The sequence below is a fragment of the Streptomyces sp. NPDC059816 genome (genome assembly GCF_042732055.1).
Classification (GTDB): Bacteria; Actinomycetota; Actinomycetes; order Streptomycetales; family Streptomycetaceae; genus Streptomyces.
In genome coordinates this window covers 111,570-127,673 of record NZ_JBHWIQ010000007.1, presented here as the reverse complement: position 1 = coordinate 127,673, position 16,104 = coordinate 111,570, and the positions used below count along the sequence as shown (strand labels likewise).

Here is a 16,104-nt window from a genome sequence, read left to right as displayed (position 1 = left end):
CGGCCCTTCGTCAAGCTGGAACGGCGACGAACTACTCGCCGCCGCCGAAGCGCACCCGGAACGCCTCCAGGTCCTCGTCCGTGATCTTCGCGAACAGCACCGGCGGCACCGTGAACGACGTCCCCACCGGCACGGTGACCAACGCGGACGCCTCAGCCGGCGTGACCCACGGCGCCGTGTCGCCCTCCAGGGCGAACACGCCCCGCATCGTCTTCGCCGTGGCCGGGATGAACGGTTCGGAGATCACCGCGTACAGGTGGATCAGGTTCATCGCCGTGCGCAGCGTCAGCGCCGCCGCCTCCGGGTCGGTCTTGATCTCCAGCCAGGGGGACTTCTCCTCCAGGTAGGAGTTGCCCGCCGACCACAGCGCGCGCAGCGCAGCCGCGGCCTTGCGGAACTGGAGGGCCTCCATCTGCTCCTCGTACTCGGCGAGCAGCCGGGCGATCTCCGTACCGAGGTTCTCCTCGGCCGCGCCGGGCGTACCGCCGGCGGGGACCTCGTCCCCGAACCGCTTCTTCGAGAACGACAGCACCCGGTTGACGAAGTTGCCCAGGGTGTCCGCCAGGTCCTTGTTGACCGTGGCGGTGAAGTGCTCCCAGGTGAACGAGGAGTCGTCGGACTCGGGGGCGTTGGCGATCAGGAAGTACCGCCAGTAGTCCGCGGGCAGCACGTCGAGCGCCGCGTCCGTGAACACGCCCCGCTTCTGCGAGGTGGAGAACTTGCCGCCGTAGTACGTCAGCCAGTTGAACGCCTTGACGTAGTCGACCTTCTTCCACGGCTCCCGCACGCCCAGCTCGGTCGCCGGGAACATCACCGTGTGGAAGGGGACGTTGTCCTTCGCCATGAACTCGGTGTACCGGACGGTGTCGTCGGCCTCGTACCACCACGACTTCCAGTCCCGGACCTCATCGGCGGGCGCCGCGTCGGCCCACTCCTTCGTCGCGGCGATGTACTCGATGGGCGCGTCGAACCACACGTAGAAGACCTTGCCCTCGGCCGCCAGCTCCGGCCAGGTGTCCGCCGGTACGGGCACGCCCCAGTCCAGGTCGCGGGTGATCGCGCGGTCGTGCAGGCCCTCGGTCAGCCACTTGCGGGCGATGGAGGAGGCGAGCTGCGGCCAGGCGTCGCCGACCTCGTCGATCCAGGCCTCCACCTCCTGCTGGAGCTTCGACTGGAGGAGGAACAGGTGCTTGGTCTCGCGGACCTCCAGGTCCGTGGACCCGCTGATCGCCGAGCGCGGGTCGATCAGGTCCGTCGGGTCGAGGACCCGGGTGCAGTTCTCGCACTGGTCGCCGCGCGCCTTGTCGTAGCCGCAGTACGGGCAGGTGCCCTCGACGTACCGGTCCGGCAGGAAGCGGCCGTCGGTCGGCGAGTACACCTGGCGGATCGCCCGCTCCTCGATGAACCCGTTCTCGTTGAGCTTGCGGGCGAAGTGCTGGGTGATCTCCGCGTTCTGCGCCGAGGAGCTGCGGCCGAAGTAGTCGAAGGCCAGCTCGAAGCCGTCGTACACGGCCTTCTGCGCGTCGTGCGCCTGCGCACAGAACTCGTCCACCGGCAGCCCGCGCTCCTTGGCCGCCAGCTCGGCGGGGGTGCCGTGCTCGTCGGTGGCGCAGATGTACAGGACGTCGTGGCCGCGCTGGCGGAGGTACCGGGAGTACACGTCCGCCGGAAGCATGGACCCCACCATGTTGCCCAGGTGCTTGATCCCGTTGATGTACGGAAGGGCGCTGGTGATGAGGTGTCGAGCCATCGGGGGCTGCTCCCAGTTCGCGGTGTGCGGTGATGGTCCGTGCCGGCCGGTGACCGGGGCTCGCGGCCCCGCCCCGCCGGGTGCGGAATCCACAAATCGTATCCGACGGGCAGGGGCGCCCCGCGCGGAGTTTTTCCGCGGGGGGCGCCCCTGTGGGACCCCTCTGCCGGGCCGCGCCGGCCGCTCGGCCGTGCCGCTCCGGCATGTCGCTCAGCCGTGCCGGGCGGCCAGCCAGCCGGGCAGCGCGGCGAGCAGCCCCTCGTACAGCTCCTTGTCGGTGAGCTCCCGGGGCGCGGGGCCCGCGTGGTAGAACGCCGCGTTGTCGGCGGTCAGCTTGCGCAGGTAGTCGAAGCCCTTCGCCTCGTGCTCGCCGAACGCCACGAACTGGAAGAACAGCGGCAGCCGGGCGGCCTCGGCGAGCGCCTCGGTGGCCGCGCCCTTGACGTCCGGGGGGCCGTCGACCTGGAACACGACCAGTGCGGGGTCCTGGGAGCCCGACTTCTCGTAGTGGGCCACGACCTCCGCGATCGCCGCGGGGTAGCTGGTGCGGCCCATGCGTCCGGCGGCGGCGTGCAGCTCGTCGACCTGTCCCTCGTACGTGGTGAGGTCCAGTTCCCCGGTGCCGTCCACCTCGGTGGAGAACAGCACGACGGGGACGGTCGCCGCCTCGTCCAGGTGCGCGGAAAGGGCGAGCGCCTGCTCGCCGAGCCCCTGCGCGGAGCCGTCCTTGTAGTAGCCGCGCATCGAGCCGGAACGGTCCAGCACCAGGTACACCCGCAGTCGGGTGCCCGTGAGGTCCCGCTTGCGCAGCGCGGCGCCCGCCGCCTTGTACCCGGTGACCAGGCCGGGCGCCCTGGTCCGCACCCGCGCCAGACTCCACGCGGGCTTCCCGGCGGGTACGGGCGCGGCGGCCGGTTCCGGTTCGGCGGCGGGCTCGGCCTCCGGTACGACCTGGGGCTCCGGTACGACCTCGGCTTCCGGTACGGGGGCGGGCTCGGGTACGGGGGCGGGCGCGGCGGCCTCGGGCTCCGGCGTGGTGACCGGTGCGGTGATCGGCTCCGCGGGCGCGGGGATCGTGGGCGCGACCTCGGTGACGACCGGCTCGGTCACCGGTTCGGTCACCGCCTCGGCGACCGGTGCGGGGGTCGGGTCCGGCTCCGTGGCGGGGGCCGGGATCACCGGCTTGGTCTCGACCTCGGTGACCGAGGCCGTCGGGGCCGTCGCCGCTGCCGACGCGGCGGGCTCCGAGGCCGACGACCCCGGCTCGGACGACGTGGCGGACGTGGTGGACGCGGAAGGCGCGGTGGGCTGGGCCGGGACCACCGGGGACGGGTCCCGCACCGGCTCCGCGGGCCGGGGCACGCTCACCCGGTCGAACGCGGCGGAGACCAGGTCGTCCGCGACGGACGACTGTGCCGGTACCCGCCCCCCGGTGTCCGTGTCCGTACCGGACGTGGTCGTACCGGACGTGGTCGTACCGGACGTGGTGTCCGACGTTGCGGAATCGGCGGAACCGGTGCCGGAACCGGAATCCGTGCCGGTGCCCTTGCTCGACGGCTCGCCCGGGGCCGACGCCGACGCCGTAGCCGTAGCAGATGCCTCGGCCGTGGCCGTGGCGGCGGGAGCGGCCGATTCCGTGGCGGGCTCCGCCGCCTCAGCCCCCTCCGTGACCTGCGGCGATTCGCCTTCGGCACCCTGCGCAGGGCCTTCCGACTTCTTCGACCGACCGAAAACGCCCCGCAGCCGACTCAGAATGCCCATGTGCGCAACCCTTCAGATGAGTTGTTCTGTCAATCCCTGGCCAGGATGGCCACGTAAGGTTAGCCAAACGCCCCGGCGATCAGCGGCCGACCCACCCCGACGGCCCAACGGCACCCCGGCTCTCCCTGCCGGGTTCACTCCGCGTTCACGTTTCGTCCCTCCCTTCGCGAGGGGAACGCCCTAGGTTCGCGCCGTACGCACACCGAGCCGAACACACCCACAAGGGGACGAGACGTGCGCAGACTGCTGCCGATGACCACCACCTCTCACCCGGGCGGTCGCTCCGCCCTCACCTGCCGCTTCCGCTGCGGCGACGCCTGCTTCGGCGAGGTGCCCAACACCAGCGACAACGCGTACGCGGGCGACATCATCGCCGGAGCCGTCAGCCGTCGTTCGCTGATGCGCTCGGCGGCCGTGGTGACCGTCACCGCCGCGGCCGGCGGCGCGCTGCTCGGCCCCGGGGCGTCCGAGGCGCAGGCCGCCCCGGCGCAGGGGGTCGCGGCCGGTCGGCACCGCCCGCCGCGGGACCGGGCGGCCCGCGGGCTGCGGTTCGCTCCGGTCGCCCCGAACCGCAACGACGCGGTGACCGTCCCCGAGGGGTACGGGCAGAACCTGGTGATCCGTTGGGGCGACCCGATCCTGCGGGGCGCCCCGGCCTTCGACCCCGAGCGGCAGAGCGCTGCGGCGCAGGCCGGTCAGTTCGGCTACAACAACGACTTCCTGAGCCTGCTGCCGCTGCCCCGCGAGCACGGCCGTCAGCTGCTCGTGGCCAACCACGAGTACACGGACGAGGTCCTGATGTTCCGGGACTACGACCCCGAGAACCCGACCCGCGAACAGGTGGAGATCGCCTGGGCCGCGCACGGACTGTCGGTCGTGGTCGTGGCGGACCAGCGCCGCACCGGGCGGTTGACCGCCGTACCGCGCCACCACCTGAACCGGCGCCTCACCATGACCAGCGAGTTCCGGCTGACCGGCCCCGTCGCGGGTGACCGGCTGGTGCGCACGGGGGCCGACCCGCGGGGCGTCACCGTGCTCGGCACCCTCAACAACTGCGCCGGCGGTGAGACCCCGTGGGGCACCACGCTGCACGGCGAGGAGAACTTCAACCAGTACTTCGGTCACGCCGACCGGGTCACCGACCCGGTGACGGCGGCCCGGCTGAAGCGGTACGGGCTGACGGGCGGCGCGTCGGAGCGCAAGTGGGAGCGGTTCGACGACCGGTTCGACCTGACGAAGGAGCCCAACGAGGCGAACCGGTTCGGCTGGGTCGTGGAGCTGGACCCGTACGACCCCGACTCGACGCCGCGCAAGCGGACCGCGCTCGGCCGGTTCAAGCACGAGGCGGCGCAGCCCCGGCTCACCGCCGACGGCCGGCCCGTCGTCTACATGGGCGACGACGAGCGCTTCGACTACTTCTACAAGTTCGTCTCCTCGAAGAGGCGCGTGCGCGGTAACAGCCGCACCGCGCACGCGCACAACCTGACCCTGCTGGACGAGGGCACCCTCTACGTGGCGAAGCTGACCGGGGACTCCCCGGCGGCGGAGTTCGACGGCACCGGAACGCTCCCCTCGGACGGGGAGTTCGACGGCGGCGGCCAGTGGATTCCGCTGGCGACCGCGGGCCCGCGCGGACGCGCCGTCTCGCACGTGCCGGGCATGACCGCCGAGGAGGTGTACGTCTTCACCCGGCAGGCCGCGGACCAGGCGGGCGCCACCAAGATGGACCGCCCCGAGGACGTGGAGCCGTCCCCGCACACCGGCCGGGTGTACGTGGCCCTCACCAACAACTCCGACCGCGGCAAGCCCGGCAAGCCCGGGGCGGACGAGGCGAACCCGCGCAACCGCAACAAGCACGGTCAGATCCTCGAACTCACCGAGTACGGCAACCGCCCCGAGGCCACCCGTTTCGGCTGGAGCCTGTTCCTGGTGGCGGGCGACCCGGACGACCCGGCGACGTACTTCGCGGGGTTCCCCAAGGACCGGGTCTCGCCGATCTCCTGCCCGGACAACCTCGCCTTCGACCCGCACGGCAACCTGTGGATCTCCACGGACGGCAATGCGCTCGGCACCCACGACGGACTGTTCGGCGTCGCGACCCGCGGGGAACGCCGGGGCGAACTGAAACAGTTCCTGACCGTGCCGACCGGGGCGGAGACCTGCGGCCCGATCGTCCAGGACCGTCGGGTACTGGTCGCCGTGCAGCACCCGGGCGAGGTGGACGGGGCGAGCGTGGAGCGGCCGGCGAGCACCTGGCCGGACGGTCCGGGGCGGATGGTGCGGCCCTCGGTGGTCGCGGTCTGGCGCACCGACGGTCACGCCATCGGCACCTGACCCCACCGGCTCGGCCGCCGGGGCGACGGCACCGGCCCGGGCTCCGGCCCCGCACTCGCCACGGGAACCGACCCCGTTACGGGAACTGACCCCGTTACGGATACCCGGCCGTGCCCCGGTAGACGGACCGGCGCGGCGGGGTGTTCGGCCGGGCGCTCGGCGGGATGTTCAGCGGGGCGTTCGACTGCCAGGGCCGGGGCCGGGGCGGGGGCGGGAGCGGCGGCGGGCCGGACGGCGCTGCTGCGGCCCCGGTCCGCCAACCACCGGGCGTAGGCCGGCGCTTCCTGCGCCGCCTCCGCATACGCCGCGGCCAGATCGTCGAAGGCCGCGTCCAACTCCGTGCAGGTCCGGGCCACCAGCAGCAGCCGCACCCCGATCGGGTCGCCCTCCAGGGGGCGCACCACGGTGTCCGGTCGGGGCAGCGTGGTCGGTTGGGACACCGTCACCACCTCGCCGGTGGCGACCAGGGTGTACGCGGTGAGGTAGTCCCCGTGCAGCACCCGCGGATTGAGGCCGGCCTCCCGCAGCACCCGGGACACCGCGTCCCACTCCCCGTCCACGGTCGAGTCGACCATCCAGCGGTCGTGCGCCAGGGCGTCGACCGGTACGGAGCGCAGGGCCGCCGCCGGGTGGTCGGCCGCCAACGTCACGAACTGGGGCTCCCGTTCGACGAGGACGCGGCTGCGCAGCTCGGCGGGGAACCGCAGCGGACTGCCCTCCACCTCGTGCACGAACGCCACGTCGAGTTGGCCGTCGGCGACCATGCCGAGCAGCGCGTTCGATGACACGTCCATCTGGAGCGTCGGCTCCGTACCCGGGTGCCGTTGGCGCAGCCTGCGCAACCAACCGGGCAGTGCGCGGCTCGCGGTGGAGCCGATCAGCAGTTGGGTGCCGTCCGTGGCGCGCGCCGCGGCGGCCCGGGTGTCGTTGACCAGGGCCCGCATCTCCGCGACCAGGGGGCGGGCCCGCCCGAGCAGGACCCGGCCGAGCGGGGTGGGGCGGCAACCGGACCGCTCCCGGGTGAACAGCCGTCCGCCCACGGCCTGTTCGATACGGCGCAACTGTGTACTGAGGGTGGGCTGAGCGACGCCCAGGGACCGGGCCGCCTTGTGCAGGCTGCCCGTGTCGGCGATGGCGCACAGGGCGCGGAGGTGCCTCACTTCGAGGTCCATGACAAGTGAGCGTAGGCCCGCTCAGGGCACCCGCACCAGACGGTCCTCGTCACACTGCCGGGACTCCAGGGATTCCGGAGCCGTACGGGAGCCGTACGGGAGCCGTACGGGGGCTGTTGCTGACGCGTCCGTAACGGGGTGCGTCAAGGAAGTGATAGGGCCGGGCTATCACCACTTGCCATCATCCCGAACTCGCGTTCCTCCCTGAAACTCCTTAGCAGTCGAACCGGTTCCCACCCCCCACCCTCCCTCGGGACCCCGCTCCCCGGGGCCCCACCCGGACCCGATCGCACACAAGAGGAGCGCACCATGAAGCCCCCCACACGCTTCCTGTCAGCCGCCCTGGGCCTCGGCATCGCCGCGGTGACGGCCGCCGCGGCCACCCTCCCCGCCGCCGCTGCGGACGCCCGCGCCGCCGAGGCCACCGGAACTGCCTCCACCACCGAGTCGATCGCCCGCTACGAGGGGTCGAAGGAGGACTCCGCCGCGACCAAGAGGTTCTTCGAGGCGGTCGTGAAGTCGGTGGCGGAGAAGCGGGCCGCCAACCCCGGCGCCCGCCTGGTGACCGTCCGCTACAACGCCTCCAGCGCCCCGTCCTTCCGCGGCCAGATAGCCAGCAGCACCGCCATCTGGAACGGCTCGGTGTCCAACGTGCGGCTCCAGGAGGTCACCGGCGCCGCGGACTTCACCTACCGCGAGGGCAACGACCCGCGGGGTTCGTACGCCTCGACCAACATGCACGGCCGCGGGTTCATCTTCCTGGACTACCGCCAGAACCAGCAGTACGACTCCACCCGGGTCACCTCGCACGAGACGGGCCACGTGCTCGGCCTGTACGACAACTACCGCGGCCCGTGCAGCGAGCTGATGTCGGGCGGCGGTCCGGGCACCTCGTGCCGCAACGCCTACCCCAACGCGGCGGAGCGCGCGCGGGTCAACCAGCTCTGGGTCAACGGCTTCGCCAAGGCCCTGGAGAAGGCGGGCGCCACGCTCGGCACCGCCAAGAACGGCTGACGCACCACCCCCACACCAGGTACGTCCGCTCACCCCCCACAGGTGCGGGCCGCCCCTCTCGCCGGGCGGCCCGCACCACCCTTTCCCCCGGCGCGGGGTGCCTCACACCAGTCGGCGTATCTCGCCGCGCACCCGGTAGAAGCCCCCGGCGGAGGTGTGCAGCCCGTCCACCACGTACCGGGCGCCCGGTTCGCGCATCCCGCGCGGGAACTGGACGTTCCACCGCGGGTCGTAGCCGTCCGACACGACGTGCACCCGCATCCGGGAGCCCGTCTGGACGCACTCCACGACGATCCCGCCCGCCGGCGCCGCCGAGACGGTCGCCAGCGCGGACACCGAACTCACCGGCGTGTACGCGGGCAGCGCGGCGGCCGACTTGACGTCCCTGGCCACCGGCACGGTGCCCTGCTGGGCGGCGGCGATGGCGGCGTCCGAGGCGTCGATGCAGACCAGCGAGCCGTCCGTGGTGACCATGTACAGCCGCTCGTCCAGGTACTGCATGGACAGCGCCGAACCGCTGCCGGTGCCCAGCTTCCACAGCCGGTTGCCCGCGGCGTCGAAGCAGTACACCGAGGACGAGGAGTCGCCCGCGAAGACGTAGGCGCCGCCGGGCGCGGTGGCGCAGGAGTACACCGAGGTGTCGCAGCGGTAGTCGGCGACGACCTCACCGGTGGACTTCGCCAGCCGCTGGACCACGTGCCGCGCGGTGCCCGCGTACACCGAGTCGTCCTCCTGCCAGCCGAACAGCACCCCGCCCCGGGTCGGGGTGTGCCACAGCTCGCCGGTGCCGTTCTGGGCGTACGCCGTCACTCCCGCCCCGTGCCCGTGGTAGACGCCCCGTGCGTCGGCCCGGACCATCCAGCCGTGCTGCCCCTGCGACTTGCGGGACCACTGGTGTTCGTCCTCGTGGTCGATCACGGTGAGCCCGCCGCGGGCGTCGGAGACGTTGAGGACGCCCTCGTGGATGTCCAGCCAGAAGATGTCGACGTCCGGGGCGATCGTGTACGCACCGAACGGCAGCTTCGACGACAGGTCGTACACCGTGCCGTCGTCGCAGCCCGCGTAGATCCAGAAGTCGTCGGCGACCAGGCACTTGACGCCGTCCGGCAGGGAGTAGCGGGCCAGCACCTCACCGCCGTGGCTGAGTGAGTAGACGTCACCCGCCTGGTTGCCGACCCAGCAGCGGTCCTGGTCGATGTGGATGCCGAACGCCGCGGAGCCGGTGCGCAGTCGCCACAGCACCGGCGCGGTGGAGCGGGCCGTCGACGGGGCGGAGCTCACCTGGCGGCGGGTCACCGGTCGGGCGGCCCTGGCCCCCTGCACGGCGGTCGCGTAGCCCTTGCGGACCTTCTCTCCGACCTTCTTCGCCGCGGCGGCCCGCGCCTTGACCTCGGTGGGGAACGAGGACACGGTCGTCTGGCCGTCCGCGCCGATCCGCCCGTACCGCACGGAGACCACGGTGCCGTCGACGGTCACCTCGTAGAACTTGTGCGCGCCGTCGCCTTCCTGCGACAGCTCCAGATACGTCGTCGAACGCGCCACGGCAGACCCCTCCCCAGGATGGAACCGGCCGTTCCGTCGGCCCGTTCCCACTACCTCGGACAGTAGGGCGCCCCACTGACAACGAGGCCGGGGGACGGGTCGCACGGTACGTTCAGTCTGGAGAGGCCGACGCGTCAGAGGGGGCAGTGAGGTCAGAGAGCCATGATGCGGACCCGATCTCCGCAGAGTTTCGTCATGTCGTCCCTGTCGGACGTCAGCAGGGCAACGGGCCCCGGTTGGCGAAGCGCCACTTCTGCCACGGTGGCGTCGATGGCGTACTTGTGACCGTGCAGTCCGGCTTCCTTGAGGAGCTGTGCAGCGGCCTTCGCCGCCTGTTCGGTCACCGGCTCCACCTTGACCCGCGACAGGGTCCAGTTGAGACGGGGAATGTTGGTGCGGGCGTGGCTGACCTCCACGATGGTGTTCGCCCCGATGACGAGGTCGGCGCCCATCTCGTGGAACACCCTCAGCATGGCGAGGACCTTCCGGTCCTGGGCGATCCAGGTCGACAGGCCCTCCGAGTCCAGGACGACGGTCTCGAAGCGCTCGTTCATGCTGCGTCCGCGTTCTCGGACGTGTTGCTAGCGCCGAAGATCTTCGACCGGGCCTCCGCCAGTTCCTCGTCGCTGAAGCTGCCGTGCTCTTCTTCATAGCGTCGCAGGTCGTCGCCCAACAACTGGTGCCGAATCTGGCGGGCCACCGCTTCCGCCACGTAGCCGGAAACGTTGTCAGTGAGCTTGCGGAGTTCTGCCACCTGCTCGCTGGGCAGGGTGACAGTGATGCGAGTCGTTGAGGCCATGCGGCAAGCATACTGGAGTATGCGCATCGAAGGTGGGTGTTGCCGCAGAGAGAACGCACTGAGCATCCCGGAGCGTGCGGAGGTGGCCGAGGGTGCACCCTTGCCCTCTGGGGCGTGTCAGTCGTCACCACGTACGTGCGCCGCAGGCCGAGCCGCAGCCCGTCACAGCTGCGGCACCGGCACCGGGCGGGAGCCCTCCGCCAGGGAGCGGGCGCCCGCGACGCCCACCAGGGAAGCGGCGACCGCGTCCCGCACCGGGACCAGTGGCGGGGCGCCCCGTTCCACCGTGTCGCGGAAGGCGCGCAGCAGCAACACCGTGCCCTCGGCGCGGCGTTCGACGGGGGAGCCGTCCACCAGGACGTGCGGCGGGTCGCGTTCCTCGTCGCGCACCGCGCCGTCGGGCGTGGTCCAGCCCTCGTTGCGCACGCGTACCGCGTAGGCGCGGTCGCCGGGTGCGCGCAGCGACTCCGCGAGGCCGTGGGTGCCGCGCACCGACAGCCAGCTCCAGTGGCTGTCGGGTTCGCCCTGGAGGAAGCCGTGTCGGGTGACGGCCAGCGCCCCGGTGGACAGGCGGACCGTCATCACCACCGCACTGCGCGGGTCCCGCTCGTCGACGGTGAACGCCGCCACCTCGACCGGGCGGGCGCCGGTCAGCGCCAGGACGGGGGAGAGGGTGTGGGTGCAGTACGCGGTGGGGGCGATGCGGCCCCGCCAGTGGTTCGGGTCGCCGATCAGGGAGGTGACCGTTCCGGGTGCCATGCCGTGCAGGTAGTCCGCCTCGATCAGGGAGATCCGGCCCAGTTCACCGGCGTCGACAGCGGCCCGGATCAGTCGGGCGTGCGGGTGGACGACGTAGTTCTCGGCGAACGAGTACGTGGCCGTCGAGCGGTCCGCCGCGGCGATCAGTTCCCGGCCCTCCGACTCGTCGGTGCAGGCCGCGGACTCGGACAGGACGTGCACGCCGCGGTCGAGGAAGGCGACGGCGAGCGGTGCGTGCGCGTCGAAGTCATTGGCCAGGACCACGGCGTCCAGGGGGCGTTCGAGCAGGTCCTCCCAGCGTTCGGTCAGGTCCGCGTCGGGGAGTTCCGCGGCGGCTGCGGCGCGGCGTTCGGGGTCGCGGTCGCACAGGGCGACGACGTCCATCCCGACCCGTCGGCACCAGTGCGCCAGGTGCAGTCCCATGCCCAGCCCGACGACTCCCACACGTATCCGCATGGCTCCAACGTCAGGGGCGTCGGGCCGTCGTGCAAGCCGATTTCGGGGGCGCGGACCAGCGCCCTATCCGCGCGGCGTCTTGTGCAGGGTCAGGTCGACGACGACCGTGCGGTGGTCGGTGTCGCCCAGGTCGAGGAAGCGGGCGTCGCGGGCGGCGAAGTCGCGGGACACGAGCACGTGGTCGATCTGCGCGCCGATCAGTGCGGCGGTGGAGGAGGGCCAGGTGGCGGTGCGGGAGGAGTCGGCGAGCCGGGCGCCGTCGCGCAGGCCCGCATCGACGAGCCGGCGGAACGCGGCGTGGTCCTGGGTGGCGTTGAAGTCCCCCGCGACGATCATCGGGCCGGCCGCGACCCCGTCATCGGCGGCGGCGAGGTCGTGCAGGGCGTCCAGTTCGCGGCGCCAGGTGCCGAGTCCGCCGGGCAGCGGGGGCATGGGGTGCGCGAGTTGCAGGCGGACCCGTTCGCCCTTGACTTCGGTGGTGGCGCCCGGCATGCCGAGGGTGCTGCCGGGTAGGCCCGCGGTGGCCCGCAGCGGGGTGCGGCTGAGGATCGCGGAGCCCTCCGCGCCGTACGCCTCGACCGCGGTGCGGTGCGGGTAGTCCGCGCCGATCTCCTTGCGCAGCTCCGCCAGGCAGCCGGGGTCGCACTCCTGGACGAACAGCAGGTCGGGGCGCTCCCGGCGGACCGCGTCGATCAGGGTGCCGGTCGCCACGCTGTACTCGACGTTCGAGGTCATCACCCGGAGCTCGGCGTGCGGCGGGCCGTCGGGCGTGGAGGTCTTGCCGTAGGGCTCGGAGTACCAGGCGACCAGGCCCAGCGCGAGCACGCCCCAGACCAGGCCGGTGCGCCAGCGGGCGAACGCGGCGAGCAGCAGGGCCGCCCCGGTCGGGACGGCGAGCCAGGGCAGGAACGCGAGGAGCTGCGGTACGGGGGTGAAGCCGTCGCTGTCGAGGAGTCGGCAGCCCATCACCACGCTGACGCCGAGGAGCAGCAGGCCCGCGAGCCAGGCCCTGGCTCCGCGTCGACGCCGGGGTGCGGGCGGCGGCGGGCCGGGGAGGGTGTCGTCGTCGGTCCGCGTGGGCGTTGCCATGTCCCGCTGTTCCTTCCGGCCGTGCGGCCCGCTTCCGGTGCTGTCCGGCGGTTCCGCGCGGATCCGTGGGCTACGTGTCGTCGTCTGCATCCTCTCCCAAGGACGACGGCGACCGGCCGGTCACGGTTGCCCGGGCGGGCGGTCGGTGGGTGCGGGGCGCGGCTTCCGCGGCGAGCAGGGGCGGGCCGACAGGGTGCCCGGCAGGGGTTCCGGTGGGGCTTCCGGCGGTGGTTCCGGCGGGGCGTCCGGTGGGGTGTCCTGCGGGGTGGGTGAACGGGGTGACCGTCAGGGTGCGCCCGGCGGGTTCGGCCACGGGTGCGGGCGGCGCGGCGCGTGCTCCGCGCACTCCGGAGAACCGTCCGGCGGCCCAGCCCGCGAGGCCCACCGCGAGCCCGAGGACGAGGATCACCCGTACCGCGGTGCGCAACGAGCCGGTGAGGGCGTCGAACACCGCGCCGGCCGCCGCACGGGACACGTGCGGCGGGAGGTCGCCGAGGGTGACCTCGCGGACCACGGCGATGGCGATGGCCAGCACCGCCGCCGCCGCTGCCGTGCCGAGGGCCGTCGCGGTGACGGCGCGCCGGCGGAGGGTGGCCAGCAGGATGCCGCCGAGGGCGAGCAGGACGGAGCCGACGGGCAGCCAGAGACCCGCGAGTTCGAGCATGTGGACCCCCTTGCGGAGTCGTTCGGGTTCCTCGCCGCTGAGCACGGTGACGACCGTGGGTTGCACGGGGATGCGCCGGGCGAAGGGCACCCCGTCGTCGACGAGGCTCTGCTTGACCTGCGCGGTGACGGCGGCCAGGTCGATCGTGACGCGTTCGCCGTGCTGTTCGCGGACGGCGCGCATCACCACGTCGTGGGCGGTGCGGTTGGCGGTGTCCCAGCTGCCGCGGTAGGCGTCGGTGGCGGTGAAGGAGCCCACCGCGTCCCGGACGAAGACCCGTACGGTGCCCTCCTGGAGGGCGTCGGGGTCGACCTCGCGCATGATGCCGGCGGTGACGGCGTCCGCGAGGGCGTCCCGTACGCCCGGTTCGGTGGCCAGGGGCGCCATCGCGGCGGTGTACGCGTCGGCGTCGCCGATTTCGCTGCGGGCCCAAACGGCGGCGGTGGCGAGGGGCAGCAGCGCACAGGCCGCGACGATCAGCGTCGCGGAGGCCGTGCGGCGCAGTCGGCCGCGTCTGGTGGGGGGCACGGTTCCACGCAACGGCGCGCGGGCGTCCGGCGCGAGCCGGGGGGTGGTGTTCGGGTGGACCTGCACCCGAGCGGCGCGTGCTGCGTGGCGGGGCCGGGAGACGTGTGCTGCCGGTCGAAGGGGTGGTGGGGCCCGCGCCCCCCGGCATGCCGCCTGGTGCTACTTGCGGTTGTACATGCGCATGGTGAGCGTGCCGAAGACGACGACCAGCAGCACGGACCACCCCAGTGACCAGGCGAGTTCCGCGGCCGGCCACTTGCCGGCCATGAGGTCGCGCACGGCGGTGGCCACATGGGTGATGGGGTTGTGGTTGACGAACGTCTGGAGCCAACCGGGCATGGTCTTGGGGTCGACGAAGATGTCGCTGAGGAAGGTCAGCGGGAAGATCACCATCATGCTGACGCCCATCACGGACTTCTCGGTGCGCAGCAGCAGTCCGAACATCGTCCACACCCAGGACACCGCGAACGAGAAGACGATCAGCAGGGCGACGCCGGCGAGGACGCCGAGCAGGCCGCCGTCGGGGCGGAAGCCCATGATCAGCCCCACGGTGATCATCACGACGGAGGCGATGACGTAGCGCAGCATGTCGCCGAGGAGGTAGCCGACCATCGCGGCGGGCCGCCAGATGGGCAGGGTGCGGAAGCGGTCGAAGACGCCCTTGTCGATGTCGGTGTTGATGGCGACGCCCGTGTACATCGTGATCATGACGATGGACATCACGAGCATTCCGGGCAAAAGGTACTGAATGTACTCCTCGGGCGAGCCGGCGAGGGCCCCGCCGAAGAGGTACGTGTACATCAGGATGAGCATGATCGGGAAGGCCGTTACATCGAACAACTGTTCGGGAACGTGCTTGATCTTCAACATGGCCCGCCACCCGAAGGTGAGGGAGGCCGACAGCGGCCCGGGCCGGTGCGGGCGCTCCCGGGGGACGAGGAGTTCCGCGAGCGAGTCGGTACTGACCGGCGCGAGGTCCTGGGCGTCCGTGGTCGTGGTCGCGGTGCTCATGTGAGGGCCTCTTTCGCGGGGGTGCCCGTGGTGGGGCGGTCGGCGGAGCCGTCGGTGGGGTGACCGGCGGGGTGACCGGCGGGGCGGTCGGTGAGGGCGAGGAAGACCTCGTCCAGGCTCGGCTGGCCGAGGGCGAAGTTGTCGACCTTGATCCCGGCCCGGGAGAGTTCGGCGAGCGCCCGGGACGCCTGCCCGGTGGGGTCCTGGCCGTCGACGGGGTCCTGGCCGATCCGGACGGTGAGGGCGACCGGGTCGGATTCGAGCGTGACGGGCGCGTCGAGCACCCGGCCGAGCAGGTCCCGGGCCTCGGGGCGCTGGTCGGCGTGGCGCAGCCGTACGTGCACGGCCCCCGCGCCGACGGACGCCTTCAGTTCGCCCTTGGTGCCCTCGGCGATGACCCGGCCCTTGTCGATCACGGCGATCCGGGACGCCAACTGGTCGGCCTCGTCGAGGTACTGCGTGGTCAGCAGCACGGTGGTGCCCTGGGCGACGACCGCCCGCACGATGTCCCACACCTGGTTGCGGCTGCGCGGGTCGAGCCCGGTGGTGGGCTCGTCCAGGAACAGCAGGTCCGGGGTGTTCAGGATCGAGGCGGCGATGTCGATCCGGCGCCGCATCCCGCCGGAGTAGCTCTTGACCTGCCGGCCGGCCGCCTCGGTGAGTCCGAACGCGCCGAGCAGCTGATCGGCCCGCCCGTACGACGCCCTGCGGCCGTGGCCGGTGAGCCGGGCCAGCAGCACCAGGTTCTCGGTGCCGGTGAGGTCCTCGTCCACGGAGGCGTACTGGCCGGTGAGGCTGACCCGGGAGCGCACGGCGTCGGCCTCGTGGACCACGTCGTGCCCGAACACCCGGGCCTCGCCGCCGTCGGGGCGCAGCAGGGTCGCCAACATCCTGACGGTGGTGGTCTTGCCGGCGCCGTTGGGCCCCAGGACGCCGTACACCGTGCCGGTGGGGACGGTCAGGTCGACGCCGTCGACCGCCCGGTTGTCGCCGAAGGTCTTCACCAGGCCCGCGGTCTCGATCGCCGGGGCACCGGGCCGCGCTGTCGCCCGCCCGCCTTTTCTGCTGCTCATATCCGCCTCGCCGTGAAATGTATTGTCTTGGGGCATTTGCTGCCCTTCGTTCCATGGTCCGTGGAGCACGGGTCAAGGGGAAGACCGACCCGCACCCGGAAACTCATCGCTTCTACGGCACTTTTCTCGAACATTCGAGCGATCAAGGGGGT

General features: G+C 72.2%; 12 protein-coding genes and 1 pseudogene. 2 read left to right on the top strand and 11 right to left on the bottom strand.

Annotation, left to right across the window (positions count from 1 at the left end; translation table 11 throughout):
* Positions 1 to 31: 31 nt before the first annotated feature.
* Together metG and ACFV88_RS11925 are read right to left on the bottom strand one after the other, a co-directional pair.
* Complete coding sequence (gene metG / locus ACFV88_RS11930) at positions 32 to 1,750, bottom strand: methionine--tRNA ligase (RefSeq protein WP_385489003.1); 1,719 nt, start codon at positions 1,748 to 1,750, stop codon at positions 32 to 34.
* Positions 1,751 to 1,960: 210 nt separating this feature from the next.
* Entirely contained in the window at positions 1,961 to 3,511 is a 1,551-nt protein-coding gene (locus ACFV88_RS11925; RefSeq protein WP_385489001.1) for a VWA domain-containing protein, read from the bottom strand.
* Between the two features lie 234 nt (positions 3,512 to 3,745).
* On the opposite strand from ACFV88_RS11925, the gene ACFV88_RS11920 reads away from it, so the two are divergent.
* Positions 3,746 to 5,845, top strand: a complete 2,100-nt coding sequence (locus ACFV88_RS11920; RefSeq protein WP_385488998.1) for a PhoX family protein — start codon at positions 3,746 to 3,748, stop codon at positions 5,843 to 5,845.
* Between the two features lie 221 nt (positions 5,846 to 6,066).
* Here ACFV88_RS11920 and ACFV88_RS11915 read toward each other — a convergent pair.
* Positions 6,067 to 7,017: pseudogene (locus ACFV88_RS11915) on the bottom strand (LysR family transcriptional regulator); the annotation flags it as partial.
* Positions 7,018 to 7,326: 309 nt separating this feature from the next.
* Between ACFV88_RS11915 and snpA the strand changes: the two are divergent.
* Positions 7,327 to 8,031 carry a snapalysin gene (gene snpA / locus ACFV88_RS11910; protein WP_385488995.1) on the top strand — a complete coding sequence of 235 codons (705 nt, stop codon included), beginning with the start codon at positions 7,327 to 7,329 and terminating at the stop codon, positions 8,029 to 8,031.
* A 102-nt stretch (positions 8,032 to 8,133) separates the two neighbouring features.
* Here snpA and ACFV88_RS11905 read toward each other — a convergent pair whose 3' ends face one another.
* The 8 genes from ACFV88_RS11905 to ACFV88_RS11870 form a co-directional block, all read right to left on the bottom strand.
* Positions 8,134 to 9,573 (bottom strand): WGR domain-containing protein, encoded by a 1,440-nt coding sequence (locus ACFV88_RS11905; protein WP_385488992.1) that lies wholly within the window; start codon positions 9,571 to 9,573, stop codon positions 8,134 to 8,136.
* A 152-nt stretch (positions 9,574 to 9,725) separates the two neighbouring features.
* Positions 9,726 to 10,127, bottom strand: coding sequence for a DNA-binding protein (locus ACFV88_RS11900; protein ID WP_385488989.1), 402 nt, complete (start codon positions 10,125 to 10,127; stop codon positions 9,726 to 9,728).
* The gene (locus ACFV88_RS11895) at positions 10,124 to 10,372 is read right to left on the bottom strand and encodes a hypothetical protein (protein ID WP_385488986.1); all 249 of its coding nucleotides are present in this window, start codon (positions 10,370 to 10,372) and stop codon (positions 10,124 to 10,126) included. Before ACFV88_RS11895 ends, ACFV88_RS11900 begins: the two co-directional genes overlap by 4 nt.
* Before the next feature lie 162 nt (positions 10,373 to 10,534).
* On the bottom strand, positions 10,535 to 11,587 hold the full coding sequence (locus ACFV88_RS11890; protein ID WP_385488983.1) for a Gfo/Idh/MocA family protein: 1,053 nt from the start codon (positions 11,585 to 11,587) through the stop codon (positions 10,535 to 10,537).
* 63 nt (positions 11,588 to 11,650) lie between these two features.
* Entirely contained in the window at positions 11,651 to 12,676 is a 1,026-nt protein-coding gene (locus tag ACFV88_RS11885) for an endonuclease/exonuclease/phosphatase family protein (RefSeq protein ID WP_385488980.1), read from the bottom strand.
* Positions 12,677 to 12,746: 70 nt separating this feature from the next.
* Positions 12,747 to 13,868 carry a hypothetical protein gene (locus tag ACFV88_RS11880; RefSeq protein ID WP_385488977.1) on the bottom strand — a complete coding sequence of 374 codons (1,122 nt, stop codon included), beginning with the start codon at positions 13,866 to 13,868 and terminating at the stop codon, positions 12,747 to 12,749.
* 159 nt (positions 13,869 to 14,027) lie between these two features.
* Positions 14,028 to 14,879 (bottom strand): ABC transporter permease, encoded by an 852-nt coding sequence (locus tag ACFV88_RS11875; RefSeq protein WP_385488975.1) that lies wholly within the window; start codon positions 14,877 to 14,879, stop codon positions 14,028 to 14,030.
* On the bottom strand, positions 14,876 to 15,952 hold the full coding sequence (locus tag ACFV88_RS11870; RefSeq protein ID WP_385488972.1) for an ATP-binding cassette domain-containing protein: 1,077 nt from the start codon (positions 15,950 to 15,952) through the stop codon (positions 14,876 to 14,878). The genes ACFV88_RS11875 and ACFV88_RS11870 overlap by 4 nt, the downstream gene beginning before the upstream one ends.
* Between the last annotated feature and the right edge of the window lie 152 nt (positions 15,953 to 16,104).